The organism is Actinoplanes siamensis, assembly GCF_016862395.1.
In the GTDB taxonomy this organism is placed as follows: domain Bacteria; phylum Actinomycetota; class Actinomycetes; order Mycobacteriales; family Micromonosporaceae; genus Actinoplanes; species Actinoplanes siamensis.
The window spans coordinates 99,103-113,691 of record NZ_BOMW01000021.1 but is presented as its reverse complement, the minus strand read 5'-3'; the positions used below and the strand labels follow the sequence as shown (position 1 = coordinate 113,691).

Here is a 14,589-nt window from a genome sequence, read left to right as displayed (position 1 = left end):
ACCACCATATGGAAGCGGATCCAAATTCCCGAGACAGCCCTGCCGTAGCCCACCAGTCGACGGAGAATGCTCCCGTCCAAGACGACCTGACCCGCCGCAGGACGGATTGGCTACACCATTACGTCTCGCTGAAGAACGTGATCGCGGCGGTCCGCGATGCTCCTTACACCTGTCCGTGCTGCGGCCACGCCACGTTGTCGGAGCGAGGGAGCTACGAAATCTGCGATGAGTGCGGGTGGGAGGACGACGGCCAGGACAATCACGACAGTGCAGTCGTCAGGGGCGGACCGAACGGTGGGTTGCATCGACAAGCGACCGTCGCAACCCTGCGCCGGAACGGTGATAGTGAATGGTTGAGCCCTGCCGAAAAGCGCTGGCCGACGACTCCCGATTGGGCTGTTTCGCGGCACCAGGGTGCACGGAGCGAGCCGGGTCGGTGCCGGGTAGCCCGAGGACCTGACACCCTCGGGCTACCCGGTTGGTCGGGACGATCGTTGGCGGCCGGCCGTGTGACGCGAGATCAGCTGATGTTCAGGGCGATGGCTTGACCGAAGCCGTCGCCCTGGTCGATCCGCAACTCGTAGGCACGCGGGCCGAGCCGTCGCCGGCCAGCGGTGGCCCCACCCCGGCGAACCGGCACTTGGGTGGGATCGTGATCAGAGCGGATTCCGACGTTTGCACGCCGGCACTGGTTGCGGTGACAGTGACCCGTACGTGCCCGGCCCTGGCCGCGGTCAGGACTCCCGCCGAGGTGACGCTCGCTCCGGCGGTGTTGGTATCCATCGGGGCGATCTGGTAGCTGTACGTCGTTGTCGGGTTGGCCGGAAACACGCTCGCGGACAGCTTTGTCCCCAAGGATGCCTGGTCGAGCCTAACTTCCCGGTCACCGAAGTCGACCCGCGACGTGTAGGCGTTCGGCAACGCCGAGCCGGTGGCGTCCGGTGCCCCGGAGGTCACCACGACCGGGAAGGTGGTCGACTTGCTCTCCCCGTTGGCGGTGGCCTTGGCCGTGATCAGGGCGGCGCCGGTGGACACGGGCTTGACCGAGCCGTTGGCGTCGACCGTCGCGACCGCCGGGTTGGAGGAGGTGTACTTCGCCTTGAGCGCCCGGTCGGAAAGATCCCAGAACGTCATGTCGTGCTTGGTGACCGACAGTTGGGCGTTGATCCGGTTGTCGGGGGTGTCCAGGCTCAACTCGGTGGCGTCCGGCTGGGCCGAGACCACGTCGACGCCGGCCGTGCGGTGTCCGGTCACCCGCAGCCTCACCGATTTCAGGTCCGCGTCGGCCGAGCTCGGACCGGCCAGGATGGTCCAGTCGCCGGTGGGGAACACCTTTTTGTGCTTCACGTCGTCCCAGAACCACAGGTCACCGGCGCCAATGGTGACCTTTACCGTCTTGGAAGTCCCAGCGATCAGGCCGCTCTTGACCAAACCCTTCAGCTGCTTGAGCGGGCGCTGGTTCCCATCGGCTCCCTTCGGAGCTCGGGCGTAGACCTCCACGACAGCCTTGCCCGGGTTGTTGGCGACCCGGTTCGACACGGGCACCGAGACCGTCACCGAATCGTTGGGAGTGATTTTCGAGGAGGACAGTCTCGGGGTGCCGTAGACGAACGGCGAGTACGACAGACCTTGACCGAACACGTAGTGGGGAGCCGCGCAAGCGGGACCGACCTGGTAGTAGAGGTACGTCCGGCCGCACTTGGCGCCTTCCGCCTTGGTCATCCGGTAGTCTTCGATCGCGCGGTCCGGAGCGGCCGCCGGCCCGAGTTGTGCGTCAACGTCGGAGTACCAGGTCAGCGGCAGCTTGCCCGAGAAGTTGGCCACCGTGGTACGCCCGTCCTCGAGCGTCACCGCGTCGTTGAACAGCAACTCGGCCATCGCCTTGCCCTGGTACATGCCGTTGAAGGACGACCAGACGATCGCCCCTACGCTCGGCAGGTCCTTGAAGGCGCTGACGTCGACCATGGTCTTGGCCTGGATCCACACCACGATCTTCTTGCCGTACTTCTGGGCGAGCGGGGCGATCGAGTCCCGGATCAGCTCGGCCTGCATGCGCGGCATGACGACCGTGGAGCGGTCCGTGCCCTCGCCGCCGTCGTTGTTCCGGTGACCGGCGACCACCACGACATTGTCAGCCTGTGAGATCTGGTATTCGGCGGTCGCCGCGTCGGCTACGGGATCACAGGGGCTGCTGGCGCACACAGAGGTGGTGATCGCGGTGCCATCAGTGTCGAGGACGTCGGGGAACACCGCGAGGTGGCTGGACAGGAACGGCGTGTTGGAGCCCCCGGTCACGGCCGAGGGGGATGACCCCGTCCGCTCGGCCAACGCCTGGGCGAAGGTGGTGTTGACAGCTGTGGGCCCGGAGTAGGAGCCCGACTGGAACCCGTTGAGGGAGTCCACGTGGCCCAGGGCGACTGTCTTGCCGGTCGCCGCGCCCGCGAACGGGAGCGTCCTGCCGGCGTTCTTCAGCAGCACGGGCGCCTCGAGGGCAGATTCGTGCGCGATCGCACGATGTGCCGGCGAAGCCAGCTTGACATCAGGATCGCCGGCCGCCGACAGGGAGTAGGACTCACTGTTCCACGGGACCGAGGCGACGGGATCGAACTCGCCCAGCTGGAACCGCGCGGTGAAGGCGCGGACGAGCGCGATGTCGACGTCGGCCTCGCTGACAAAGCCTTGGCTCTGAGCCGCCGGGAGTCCGGTCGCAGTGGGGTAGTCACCGCCCGAGCAGTCAAGATCGGTGCCGGCCTTGAGCGCCCAGGCGTTGCCGAGGGTCTTGCTGATCTGCGTCTGACCGCCGAGTTGGACGGGCTGCCAGGAGTGTCCTGACGTCCCAGTTCCGTACACGCGGGTGATCGCATCGCAGTCGGAGACGACATAACCGTCGAAGCCGTACGACCTGCGCAGCATGGTCTCGATGGCGTACCGGCTCGCCGCAGCCGGCGTCCCGGGAGTACCGCCGGAGGTGGCATTGTCGCGGGGGCTCCACAGGGTCGGGTAGCTCGAGGCGGACGGGTAGTCCGTCGTGTAGTTCTCCACCTCGGACAAGGCGTTGTAGGCCACCATCAGCGACCGCGCGCCCGCCTCGCCGGCCGAGGCCGCGAAGGGCGGCAGGAAATACTCGTGCATCGACCGCTCGGTGAAGTTCGACGTGCCGAAGTCGCGGTTCGCCTCGGAGTTGTTCGCCAGGTAATGCTTCGGTGTGGCGACCGCCTGAACGTAGTCGTGCGCCCGGGTGGGAATCGTGTCGGGACGCGACCAGGTGTTGCCCTGCAAACCTGTCACGAAGGCGCCGGCCACCTGGCCTGCCAGGAAGGGATCCTCGGTATAGGACTCGTCCGCCCGCCCCCACCGGGGATCGCGGTTAAGGTTCTGGTTCGGCGACCAATAGGTCAAGCCGTGACAGGCGCCACCGACGGGGTTGGGATTCGCCACACCCGGCGGGCAGGACGTGTTGTAGGTCACGCGGGCCTCGTCGGCGATACCGCCGGCGATCTCCCGGGTGATGGCCGGATTCCACGTCGATGCGATCGAGGTGCTCTGCGGATACTGCGTGTAGTTGCCGTTGCCGGGGACGGTCGGGAAGTAGATCCCGTGATTCGCCTCTCCCCAGTATCCGTACGATTTCACGCCCAGCCGGTCGATCGCCTTCGGCTTCGGACGCCAGGTCGCATGCGGCTGCATCGCTATGAGCTGGTCGTACTTCTCCTCCAGCGTCATACGCGAGACCAAGTCCGCCGCACGGACACTGAAGGGCAGCGAGGTGTTCTTGTACGCCGGCGTGCTCTCGGCGGACGCCGAAGTCGGCCGCGCGAACGCGCCGAGCGAGCCCACCGCCATGGTCCACGCCAGCCCGAGCGCCAAGAACCCGCGCCCTGGACTCCTGGCGCCTCTGCCGTGCCTCCTTCCTCGCGAGTGCACAGAATTGGTCTTCACCATGTGAAGGTCTTCCCTGTCCAAGGTGGCGGACTCCGATCTCTCGATGGATCTGAACTGCTGTCCCGCTGCCGCACGGCCCCGGTGAGCGGCCGCCTGTGGCCATCACGTCCTTCGATCGTCAGGGGGAGTTGGAGCTGAACCGGTCCACAAAGCTGGGGGACTGCTGAGCTGGCTGGCTTATGATAGACCAGCGTCAATTAATCAGCGGAACCGTAGAGCCCGTTCGTGATCTATCTGGCGAGTCCTGTGCTACGTGACTAAGCAGACGGTTCCTACACCCTGCTGCCCCCAAGAGCCCGCCTTGACATTGAAGCCTGTCCGGTCTGCCGCCGGGCAGCGACCCCGAGCCGGCTGCGCATATGGCTGCGAAGCCCGCCTGCGCCGCTACCCCTCCGGTACCGCCGACGCCGAGTGGGAGATTCTCGACCTTTGCTCAGCACACCGGCCTGTCGCCGCTCCGGCGGCGGCCGTCCGGAGAAGCACCACCGTCGACCGATCATCGACGCGATCCTCTACCCGCCGTCGCCACAGCAAGCCGCGGCGTGCCTCATGGAAACCGGACCGGGCTGTGTGCAGAGCCTGGCCAAATCACCATTTCGACCGCTGACAAGGCCGCAACGTCGGGTGCCGAGATGCCCGATGTCTGGCACAGTTCGGCTACGGCTTCCGCGAAGCCTTCCGCGCTTTCGTGCACCTCAAGACACTCGCCGTTCGTCGCGTTCACCGTAAGGGTGAGCCAGCGGAACACGCGCTCCGCGCGGCATGAGTGCGTTGCGGGCGTCGGTGTCCCACTGTGAATCGCATTGCTTCTGGTGATCGATCGAAAACAGCCGACCAGCCTTTACCAGAGATGTCTTTCCGACCCTTCATGTTGGCTGGCGGGCCGTTCATGAACCAGTAAACAAAGGCATGTCGTCCTCGTCGCCGAGAGTCTCAACGACGATTTGCCGTGCGCCGGGACGTCGGCCGGCACGTGGAAACAGCCGCAGCCCGGACTCCCGTGCTTACGGGCAGGCCACCCCCGCCTACTGCATCGTCCTGCTCAAGCCGGCCGCCCTCGCATGCCTGACCAGCATGCTCTCAGGTCTGGTCGGCCGGCCGCAGGACGGCGAGGTAGCTGAAGTCGTCCGGGTCGAGCGGCGGGTGCGTGGCATCGAGGCGTAGGCCTGTCCCGGTGAGCAGCAGCGCCAGGTCGGCTGGGGTGTAGCAGCGCAGGCGCTGGCTGATGCGCCGCTTGGGGCGGGCAGTCTCCCACCAGGTGTCGATGGCGGTGCAGGAGTGCTGGTCAAAGGTGAACAGCCGGTCCAGTTCGGCTGGGTAGCCCTCCCCGGGCCGGGCGTCGCGGTGTTCGCGCTTGCCGTGCCGGGCGGCCCAGTCGAAGGGGTTGTAGACGTCGATCAGGGCGACGCCGCCGGGGGCGAGCCAGTCGCAGGCGATGCGGTTGAGCAGGCGGCGCTGGTCGGTGTCGCTGCCAACGCCGAAGCCGTCCCAGTAGGTGACCGCGTCGAATCCGGTACCGGGGTCGGCGGTGTAGAAGTCGCCGCGGACCAGGGTCGGCGTGACGTGGTGCTCGGCGGCCAGGCGTGCGATGTGCTCGGCGCGACCGGTGAGCTCGACGGCGGTGACGGTGTGCCCGGCCATCGCGGTGGCGACGGCCGCGCCGCCGTACCCGCAGCCGAGCTCGAGCACCCACAGCGCCCCGGCCCGGCTGGCGTGGGCGCGGACGCGTGCCGCGCGTTGGTGGTCGGTGTTGGTGACCTTGGCTTCGGCGCCGCCCCACCAGTCGCCCGTGCGGGTGTAGAAGTCGGTGACCCAATCCACAGCAGGCATGGTTCACCACCCGGCGACCGCGCGCACCCCCTTTTACGGCCTACGTGGAGGACTTACCGTCGACGGCGACGGTAAGTCCTCCACCCGTGCCTGGTGCAGGTCGCGTCCGGCTCGCCGAAGCGTCGCAGGCGCTCACAGGTGGTGGCCAGGTTAACGCCGGCCGGCCAGGTCGTTCTTGTCGACCTCGGCCCGCACCGCGGCGGTGCCGGCCAGCACCTGCTCGCGGACGACCAGAACCAGGATCACGCCGAAGAACAGCAGGCTCGTGGCGCTGGCGCCCAGGTCCAGCCCCCGAAGTCCTTCGACTGGGTGAGCAGGTCGCCGAGCGAGGCGCCGAGCGGGCGGGTCAGGACGTACGCGATCCAGAACGTCGCCACCAGGCTCGCGCCGAACCGCGAGGCGAGCCAGGTGCACAGGATCACCGCGCCGAAGATGAGCACGCCGGTGCGGAAGCCCGGGCTGAGCGCTTCGGTGGTCAGATCGCCGGCCGCGGTGCCGAGCGCGAACGTGGTCAGGATCGCGCCCCAGTAGAACGCCTCCCGGCGGGGCGTGTCGATCGAAGTGATCGCCAGCGTGCTGAAAGGCACCTGAAAACCTTTCCGTGTGGTCGGCGTTGTCGCGCCGTGCGGGAGGCCGGAATCTGGTATCAGTGCCGGGATGAACCAGGCAACGATCTCGATCGGGCCGGTGCTGGCCGTGGTGCTCGCGGGGCTCGTGCTCGTCGCCGCGGTGGCGGCCGCTCTCGGCCGGCTCGGCGCTCCCTGGGCCGTGGTCACGGCCTCGGTGCGGGCCGTCGCGCAGCTGGCGCTGGTGTCGCTACTGATCACGGCGGTGCTGCGGTCGTGGTGGTCGACGGCCGGGTTCATCCTGCTGATGGTGCTGGTGGCCGCGGCCACGTCGGCACGGCGGATCAGTACGCTGCGGCTGGGCTGGCCGGCGCTCCTGCCGATCGTGGCCGGTGCCGGTGTGGCCGGGGTCGTGGTCGTCGCCGCCGGCACGGTTCCGGCCACCGAGATCGCGGTCCTGCCGATCGCCGGGATCCTGATCGGCGGGGCGATGACAGCGACGTCGCTGTCCGGGCGGCGAGCGCTGGACGAGCTCCGGGACCGGCGTGGCGAGTACGAGGCCGCCCTGGCCCTGGGTTTCCTGCCGCGCGACGCCGCCCTCGAGGTGTGCCGGCCGACGGCGGGCCAGGCTTTGATGCCCGCCCTGGACCAGACGCGGACGGTCGGGCTCGTCACGCTGCCCGGCGCGTTCGTCGGTGTCCTGCTCGGTGGTGGTTCCGCGGCTCAGGCCGGCGCGACCCAGCTGTTGGTGCTGGTCGGTCTGCTGGCGGCCGAGGCGATCGCCGCCGCCGTGATGCTCGAACTCGTCGCGAGCGGTCTGGTCGGCCGTTCACCCCGGTGAACGGGATCCGCCCCCGAGAGCCGGGCTTCCGGGGGCGGATCCCTTCCAGAGGAGAGAAAGAATGCTCAGGCGGCGACCACGGCGCGTTTCCGGGCCGGGCGCAAGAACAAGATCAAGACCACGATTGCGTACGTCGTGAAGACCGGCCGTCGACCGCGACCGCATCTTCGATCGGTTCGTCCGCCTCGACGACAGCCGCTCCCGTGACGCCGGCGGCTCCGGCCTGGGCTGGCCATCGCCCGTGACATCATTACCGCCCACGACGGCGCCCTCATCGTCGACGAGTTGCAGACCGGCGCCGCCATGCGCCGAACTACCTGCCGCGTGGCCTGCAGAAGCTGTACGGTCTGCCCGGTCCCGGCGAGACCGCCGGCCGGGCCGGACCACCCTGGGCCTAGAGCCAGGCCTGTGCCAGGTCGACGAACGCCTCGGTGGCGACCGCGGCGACCGCGACGAATCCGGCCACGAGCAGGGCCGGAACGATCAAGCGGCGGCGCAACCGGGCGGGCGTGGCCTGGCCCAGGGCCCGCACCCGGCGCACCACGGCGCCGCCGTCGATGCCCAGCGCGCCGGCCGGTTCCGGGCCGGACCCGGCCAGGGCGGCGCGCGCGACGGCCTTGGCGGTCAACCGCCGGTCGCCGACCTCGGTGGCGGCCTCCTCGTCAGCCCAGCGTTCGACCAGGTACGCGACCGCGTTGCGGACGGGAATGAGCAGCGGGTCGAGGGCGGCGGCGGCCGCGGCCAGGGCGACCAGGCGGTGGTGACGATAGTCGAGGTGCGCCTGCTCGTGGGCGAACAGAACGCGGCGTTCGTCGGCGTCGAGCAGCCGCAGGATCCCGGTGGTGATCAGCAGGTGCCCGGGCCGGCCGGCGGCGCCGGGAACGGCCACGGCCAGCGGCTTCGCCCAGTCCGCGACGACCATGCCGTCGTGGGCCTCGCCGACGGCCCGCAACCGGCGGTTGGTAACCAACCTGCGGCGTACGTCGGCCAGCAGCCGGACGGCGCCCCACGCCAGGATGATCCCGGCGAGCAGGGCGACCGGCCCCGGCACCGGTTCCGGAAGCTCCAGGGTGGGGGAGTCGTCGAGGGTGGACAGCGGCGGCACGTCGTCGAGCATGGTGAGCGCCAGCATCGTCAGTGACCAGGTGGACGAGACGGCGGCGACGACTGCGGTGAGAGTCAGGGTTCGGGCGGCCGGCCCGGGCGCGCCCCGGGCGGCGATTCGCGGGGCGAGCAAAGCCAGCGGCAGCGCCAGCAGCAGTGGGAGATATATGGCGACGGTCATGCGCCGCGGTCGGCGTCGGCGAGCAGATCGCGCAGCAGGGCCGCGTCCGAGGCGTCGAGAGACTCGGCGAACTGCCGGAGCACGGCGTGCCGGTCGGTGCCGTCCGGCAGGGCTGCGCGCATCTGGGCCACCGCGGCGGTCGCCGCGTCGTGCACCGGCCAGTACTCGTGGCCGCGTCCGGCGCGGCGGCGCTGCACCTCGCCTTTCTCGTGCAGGCGGATCAGGATCGTCTGCACGGTGTTGTATGCCAGATCGCCACCGACCTGCTGCTGCACCTGGGACGCGGTCATCGGCGCGTCGGCCGCCCACAGGCTGGCCATGACGGCCGCTTCCAGGGTGCCGGGGCGTCGCCTGTCCTTGGTCACGCCCCGAGAATATCGGGAAACAAAACCGGGTCGCTCCGGTCGTGCACCGGCCCACCGACGTCATCGGCGCCTGGCTGTTCGCGGTGACCATGGTCCTGACGATCGCGGCGCTGACCCGCCGCTTGTTCGGCGAGGCGATGAACACCCCACCAGATCAGCGGGGACAGTGGCACCACGATCGCGGCGACCGCGACACCCAGGCCTTGAGCTGGCTGAGCCGGCCCGGTTCCTCGGATCATCGGTGAGCTGAGCGGCTGCGTACGAGCTCGACGGCGATCGGGATCACCGAGACGGCCACGATGGCGATCAGGATCAACTCGATGTTCGACCTCACGAAGGGGATCTGCCCGAGGAAGTAGCCGAGGGTGGTGACCCCGCAGCCCCAGATCGTGCCGCCGATGACGTTGTAGAGCAGGAAGGTGCGGTAGTGCATGTGGCTCGCCCCGGCCACGATCGGGGTGAAGGTCCGTACGATCGGGACGAAACGCGCGAGGACGATCGAGCGGGCGCCGTACTTGGCGAAGAACTCCTGCGCCCGGGTCAGGTTCTCCTGCTTGAACAGGCGCGAGTCCGGCCGGCGGAACAGCGAGGGGCCGAACCGCCGCCCGAACAGGTAGCCGAACTGGTCGCCGGCGATCGCCGCGACCGACACCAGCAGGCACATCAGCCAGAGCGGCAGGCTCAGGTAGGTGCCGTCGGCGATCAGCAGACCCGCGGTGAACAGCAGTGAGTCACCGGGCAGGAAGAATCCGATCAGCAGCCCGGACTCGGCGAACACGATGGCCAGGATGCCGATCAGCCCGAATGTCGAGATCAGCCATTCGGGATCGAGGAAAGCGGGCATGAGGTCCTTCCGGTCGGCGTCCGGCCGTACCGGATCTACCCGGCCGGAACGCCGGTAAACCTACAGAACGTAGGAGAAGTTTTGTCGTTCCGGGGTGAGCGATCGGGCGAGGAACGAGCCGAGCGTCGCGGGCGCGTACACGTCGCTGAACGGCGAGCCAAGGCCGCCGTGTTGAAGACGGGACAGATGGCGCGAACTGTCTGGTGCGCGACCACCGTCGGGTGGCAAGGTCGCTAGCCTCAGACGCGCCGAGATATCGAGACCGAACTATGGGATGGCGATGCCGCTGTCAGGGAACCGGCGACCATGCCGGTCGACATGTTCACGAGGCCGCCCGATCCGGCGTAGGCCGATGACCTCGACGACCTCGTCAAGACTGCGATTGTTGAAGGTCTAAGCCGGTGACCCGCCAAGGAGTCCGAATGCGACAGATGTTCGCAGCCCGCGCCCGCAAGGTGACAACGACAGCCGTGGCCGCCGTGGTGATGTCGACCGGCCTCCCGGCGGTGACAACGACGCCAGCGAACGCCGCGCTGATCCACTTCTTCATCCAGAATATCGCCACCGCTGACTGCCTCGACCAGCACTTCGACCCGAACGCCGCGCCGACGACCACCGTGTACTCGTGGCCGAACCCGTGCCATTACCTCGGCAACCAGCAGTGGCGGTTCGTTTCCGTTGGAGGCAACGACTACAAGGTCGTCAACCAGCGCAGTGAATGGTGCCTGTCCCAGCCGGCCTGGAACGGCAGGGTTTACGCCGAGATTTGCGTCTCGCCGACCCCGGCCAAGCAGAAGTGGGGTCCGAGCCCGGTGGAGCCCGGCGCGAACTTCCTCGTCAACCGCAACACGTCACAGTGCCTGCAACAGGAAGGAAACCCCGACGTGTACGGACGAAACTGCGACCCCACCAACAACTCTCAGCTGTGGCAGTGGCGCGAACGGCCGGCCTGACATCCCCGCCAGGTCACTGCCATACGTCAACGCATCTCTATCAGCCCTGAGAAGAAGGGACATCCGTGAGATCGATCTTCCGGTGGTTCGCTGTCCTGGTCGCTTCGGCCCTTGGCGCGGCCGTGGGACCCTTGCCCGCCTCGGCGCAAGCGTCACAGAATCTGTGGAACGCCAAGAGTGACTGGTGCCTTGAATCGCAGAACCAAGCAAACGTCGAGGTATTCATGTCCGAGTGCATCTCGGGTCAACGGGAACAGAAATGGGTGCTCGTGCCGGCCGCGGGTGGCCATCCCAACGACTACCTGATCAAGCCTGAAAACGACACCGGGCTCTGTCTCGACCAGCACTATTCCACCAGCGGGCCCACAACGCTGCTCCGTGCGTGGCAGTGCACCGGTGTGCTCAACCAGAGGTGGATCATCTCGGTGGGCCCGACGGCGAACACGATAATGAACGCCCGGTCCGTTTGGTGTCTGGATCAGTCCCATGCCGACAACAACACGGTTCCCACCTCCACTGTCGTCGCCTGGCCCCGTTGCCACTTGCAAGACAACCAGCAATGGTTCAACGGCGTTCGCTAGCCCTGGTTCCCCGGCCTGATGGGATCGCCGAGCCTTTCGGCACGACCCGGGAACAGGTGGCGGCCCCGGTGGCCACCGCGCGGGTGAGCCACCGTCCCCGGTACGGATACGAATACCTATCCGCACCTTGCTGAGATCACCGCACTAACGGGCCGGGGCGGGTCCGGTGCTGGCGCGCAGGGAGATCGGCGGGGTCAGCAGCAGGTGATGTGCCGGGGTCTCGGGGGCGGCGATACGTTCGAGGAGCAGCTCGACGGCGCTGGCGCCCATCTCGAAGGTGGGCACGTCGGCGGCGGTCAGCTGCGGCCGGAAGTCCTCCGCCCAGTGCCGGGCGGCCACGCCGGCGATCGAGAAGTCGCGGGGAACCGTCACGTTCGCGCGTTCCAGAGCGCGCTGGATGCCGGGCAGGGCAGCCTCGTTGACGGTGACAGCGGCCGTGACCTCGGGGTGGTCCTCGCGTAGTCGTTCGATGCACGTCTCGCCGGCTGCCGCGTCGTCGGCGCAGGTCAGCGTGACCCCGTCGAGGCCGCGGCGGGTGATGGCCCCGGTGAAGCCCTCGAGAGCACGGTGGGCGGGGCCGTAGCCCGCCGCGACCAGTTCGGCCGACCGGTTGATCAGCGCGATGCCGCGGTGGCCCAGGTCGGCGAGGTGGTACACACAGCGGGAGATCAGGGTGGCGTAGTCGACGTCGACCCAGCAGGTGCCGTGCGGGTTGGCGGTGTGCCCGATGGTGACGAACGGCAAGCCGGTCCGCTGCAGCCGGGTGACGCGGTCGTCCTCGAGCCTGATCTCCATCAGGATCACGCCGTCGACGCGGCGGCCGGAGATGACGCGTTCGAAGGAGCGGTCGTGGTCGCCGCCGGACGGGGAGAGCAGCACGTCCAGATCGGCGTGGGCGGCTGCTTCCACCACGCTGGCGACAAAGCCGAGTTGCATGTCGGTCAGGCGCAGACTGGCGGGCGGGATGACGAGGCCGATGGTGCGGGTTCGTCCTTCCTTGAGCGCGCGGGCGGCGGCGTTGGGCCGGTAGTCGAGTTCGTCGATCACCGCCTGGATGCGCTGCTTCGTCTGCTCGGTCACCGGACGTTTGCCGGTCAACGCGTATGAAACGGTGCTGCGCGACACGCCGGCGCGGCGGGCGATCTCCCCGATGTTCACGGCTGCCCTTCCTGACGACGTCGTTGCCGAGGCCGGACGGCTCACCGGTCGGCACGACGTAACCGCGGGACGCGGCCGTCCCGCGGAAACCGCTTTTGTCGAACCGGTTCGCGGTCAAGGTAAAACGGTCACGGGCACATGTCAATCCGCGACTGCGGCGTGCGGTCCGATTACGACATGCTTGACCGTCACACCATACCGGTCCTATCGTCCGATCGAATCGATCAGTCGAACCGATTCGCACCACCCCTGCGACGAAAGCTCCCCGGCATGAAGACGTTTCTGCTCGCGCTGTATTGACCGCGCCGGACAGCACCGGCGTCGATTCGCCGAGGCCCCGGCCGGGTCTGCCTGGCCACCGCCCCCAAAGAAGACCCGGGCCGCCGAGGAGAAGGGGCGTACGTGGTGGCCGGGTCACCATCGGCGTCGTAAAAGACTGATCGGTTCACGTACCGAAGAAAGCAGGCACTGTGCAGGGCCCGACATTTTCCGTTCACGACATCCCGTTCAGCTATCGCGGCTCCTGGTTCGGCATCTCGCCGGTCATCGCCGAGAACATCGTCGCCGACGACCTGCACCTGGTCTCCCACCAGACCGGGATGCACCCGGTGCTGCGCTTCACCCCGCTGCTGAACGGAGCGCGGGCCGACACCCGGATCGTCGCCGCGCCGTCGCGGCTGCGATGGGAGTCCGACGGGGACGGGATCGACGCCGGCCGCATCGAGCTGGCCTATCAGGACGCGGACACGGTCCGGCTGCGCGGCGCCGGTCTCGGGCTGCGGATCACGGTCGCCTCGACAACGCTGAGCCCGTTCAGCGGCAGCTACCTCTTCCACGATCCGGTCGCCGACGCCCACGTGCTGACCTCGTACGAGACCGGTCGCCGCTACCGGATCACCGTGCTCGACGGCACGATCACCGAGGCGATCGGGGTGGAGGCGCTCGGCACGGGCGAGCGCCACCTCACGCTGCCCGCCGGGCCGGTCTGGGAGATCGCGATCGAGGAATACCAGACCGGACGGCGTCCCCTCGTGGCCTGCTCCTTCGAGGAGGCGGTCGAGGCGGTGGCGAATCAGTTCGCGAGCTTCGTGGACGCCGTAGCGCCGTGGCGTGACCCCGGGACCCCGGCCGCGGAACTGGCGGCGTACGTGATCTGGTCGGCCACTGTCGACCCGGCCGGCTTCGTCGCCCGGCCCGCCGTCCTGATGTCCAAGCACTGGATGGACAAGGTCTGGAGCTGGGACCACTGTTTCAACGCGCTCGCCCTCGCCGCCGGCGAACCCGCCCTGGCCTGGGACCAGTTCCAACTGCCCTTCGACCACCAGGACCCGACCGGGGCACTGCCCGACTCGGTCACCCATTCGGAAGTGCTCTACAACTTCGTCAAACCGCCGATCCACGGCTGGGCACTGCGCCGTCTCGGCTTGTCCCTGACCGAGCACCAACTTCAGGAGACGTACGCGCGGCTGGCCCGCTGGACGCGGTTCTGGCTCGACCAGCGTCGCGTACCCGGCCACGAGCTGCCGCATTACCAGCACGGCAACGACAGCGGCTGGGACAACGCGACGACCTTCGACGGCGACCGCGTCCTCGAGACCGCGGATCTGGCCGCCTTCCTCGTCCTGCAGATGCGCGAACTCGCCGAGCTCGCCACCCGGCTGGACCGCACACAGGAGTCACGACAGTGGCGCGCCACCGGTGACGCCATGCGGGCCGCGCTGCTGGCCGAACTGTGGGACGGCACCCGCTTCGTGGCCCGCAGCGCCGCGACCGGGGCTCCCCGCGCCGGCCGCAGCCTGTTGGACGTCATGCCGATCGTCCTCGGTGCGGAACTGCCCCCCGATGTCGCCACGGCGCTCGCCGCCCGGATCGGCGACCACCTCACCGCGTACGGCCTGGCCACCGAGCCGGTCGGGTCGCCGGATTACCACGCCGACGGGTATTGGCGCGGGCCGATCTGGGCGCCGTCCACGGTTCTGGTCGAAGACGGCCTGCGCCGCGCCGGCCACACCTCGCTCGCCGACGACATCAGCGACCGGTTCCGCGCCCTCTGCGAGAAGTCGGGCTTCGCCGAGAACTTCGAGGCCGAGACGGGCACCGGGCTGAGGGACCGTGCGTACACCTGGACCGCCAGCAGCTACCTCATCCTCGCCGCGGCTCATCAGCAACGTTCGGCGGCCGGGCGGCGCGCGGCCGAGTGAAGTGGCCGCCGCCGCGCCGAAGC

Annotated in this window: 13 protein-coding genes; 6 read left to right on the top strand and 7 right to left on the bottom strand. The window is 68.5% G+C overall.

Translation table 11 applies throughout. The annotated features are described in order from the left end of the window. Window positions 1–8 precede the first annotated feature (8 nt). Entirely contained in the window at window positions 9–548 is a 540-nt protein-coding gene (locus Asi03nite_RS38875; RefSeq protein WP_203678920.1) for a CPCC family cysteine-rich protein, read from the top strand. On the opposite strand, the gene Asi03nite_RS11720 is transcribed toward Asi03nite_RS38875, so the two are convergent. From Asi03nite_RS11720 to Asi03nite_RS11710, 3 genes are all read right to left on the bottom strand, one after another. Next, a complete protein-coding gene (locus Asi03nite_RS11720) occupies window positions 532–3,867 on the bottom strand; it encodes a glycoside hydrolase family 3 C-terminal domain-containing protein (protein WP_203678919.1) in 3,336 nt (1,111 codons plus the stop codon). The genes Asi03nite_RS38875 and Asi03nite_RS11720 overlap by 17 nt on opposite strands. Before the next feature lie 1,155 nt (window positions 3,868–5,022). Continuing rightward, window positions 5,023–5,772, bottom strand: a complete 750-nt coding sequence (locus Asi03nite_RS11715; RefSeq protein ID WP_203678917.1) for a class I SAM-dependent methyltransferase — start codon at window positions 5,770–5,772, stop codon at window positions 5,023–5,025. A 242-nt stretch (window positions 5,773–6,014) separates the two neighbouring features. Further along, window positions 6,015–6,359, bottom strand: a complete 345-nt coding sequence (locus tag Asi03nite_RS11710) for a COG4705 family protein (RefSeq protein ID WP_239102622.1) — start codon at window positions 6,357–6,359, stop codon at window positions 6,015–6,017. Between the two features lie 70 nt (window positions 6,360–6,429). On the opposite strand from Asi03nite_RS11710, the gene Asi03nite_RS11705 reads away from it, so the two are divergent. Next, on the top strand, window positions 6,430–7,179 hold the full coding sequence (locus Asi03nite_RS11705) for an ABC transporter permease (protein WP_203678915.1): 750 nt from the start codon (window positions 6,430–6,432) through the stop codon (window positions 7,177–7,179). Between the two features lie 394 nt (window positions 7,180–7,573). Here Asi03nite_RS11705 and Asi03nite_RS11700 read toward each other — a convergent pair whose 3' ends face one another. Both Asi03nite_RS11700 and Asi03nite_RS11695 read right to left on the bottom strand, forming a co-directional pair. After that, the gene (locus Asi03nite_RS11700; protein ID WP_203678913.1) at window positions 7,574–8,464 is read right to left on the bottom strand and encodes a M48 family metalloprotease; all 891 of its coding nucleotides are present in this window, start codon (window positions 8,462–8,464) and stop codon (window positions 7,574–7,576) included. Further along, on the bottom strand, window positions 8,461–8,829 hold the full coding sequence (locus tag Asi03nite_RS11695; protein ID WP_239102621.1) for a BlaI/MecI/CopY family transcriptional regulator: 369 nt from the start codon (window positions 8,827–8,829) through the stop codon (window positions 8,461–8,463). The genes Asi03nite_RS11700 and Asi03nite_RS11695 overlap by 4 nt, the downstream gene beginning before the upstream one ends. Before the next feature lie 41 nt (window positions 8,830–8,870). Between Asi03nite_RS11695 and Asi03nite_RS11690 the strand changes: the two genes are divergently transcribed. Beyond that, window positions 8,871–9,074 (top strand): hypothetical protein, encoded by a 204-nt coding sequence (locus Asi03nite_RS11690; RefSeq protein ID WP_203678911.1) that lies wholly within the window; start codon window positions 8,871–8,873, stop codon window positions 9,072–9,074. On the opposite strand, the gene Asi03nite_RS11685 is transcribed toward Asi03nite_RS11690, so the two are convergent. After that, window positions 9,065–9,673, bottom strand: coding sequence for a DedA family protein (locus Asi03nite_RS11685; protein ID WP_203678909.1), 609 nt, complete (start codon window positions 9,671–9,673; stop codon window positions 9,065–9,067). The genes Asi03nite_RS11690 and Asi03nite_RS11685 overlap by 10 nt on opposite strands. A 422-nt stretch (window positions 9,674–10,095) precedes the next feature. Here Asi03nite_RS11685 and Asi03nite_RS11680 point away from each other — a divergent pair, with 422 nt between their 5' ends. Both Asi03nite_RS11680 and Asi03nite_RS11675 read left to right on the top strand, forming a co-directional pair. Next, window positions 10,096–10,626, top strand: a complete 531-nt coding sequence (locus Asi03nite_RS11680) for an RICIN domain-containing protein (protein ID WP_203678907.1) — start codon at window positions 10,096–10,098, stop codon at window positions 10,624–10,626. 65 nt (window positions 10,627–10,691) lie between these two features. After that, entirely contained in the window at window positions 10,692–11,207 is a 516-nt protein-coding gene (locus tag Asi03nite_RS11675; RefSeq protein ID WP_203678906.1) for an RICIN domain-containing protein, read from the top strand. A 144-nt stretch (window positions 11,208–11,351) separates the two neighbouring features. On the opposite strand, the gene Asi03nite_RS11670 is transcribed toward Asi03nite_RS11675, so the two are convergent. Beyond that, complete coding sequence (locus Asi03nite_RS11670; protein WP_203678905.1) at window positions 11,352–12,365, bottom strand: LacI family DNA-binding transcriptional regulator; 1,014 nt, start codon at window positions 12,363–12,365, stop codon at window positions 11,352–11,354. Window positions 12,366–12,835: 470 nt separating this feature from the next. Between Asi03nite_RS11670 and Asi03nite_RS11665 the strand changes: the two genes are divergently transcribed. Then, on the top strand, window positions 12,836–14,566 hold the full coding sequence (locus Asi03nite_RS11665) for an amylo-alpha-1,6-glucosidase (RefSeq protein ID WP_203678904.1): 1,731 nt from the start codon (window positions 12,836–12,838) through the stop codon (window positions 14,564–14,566). Window positions 14,567–14,589: the final 23 nt, after the last annotated feature.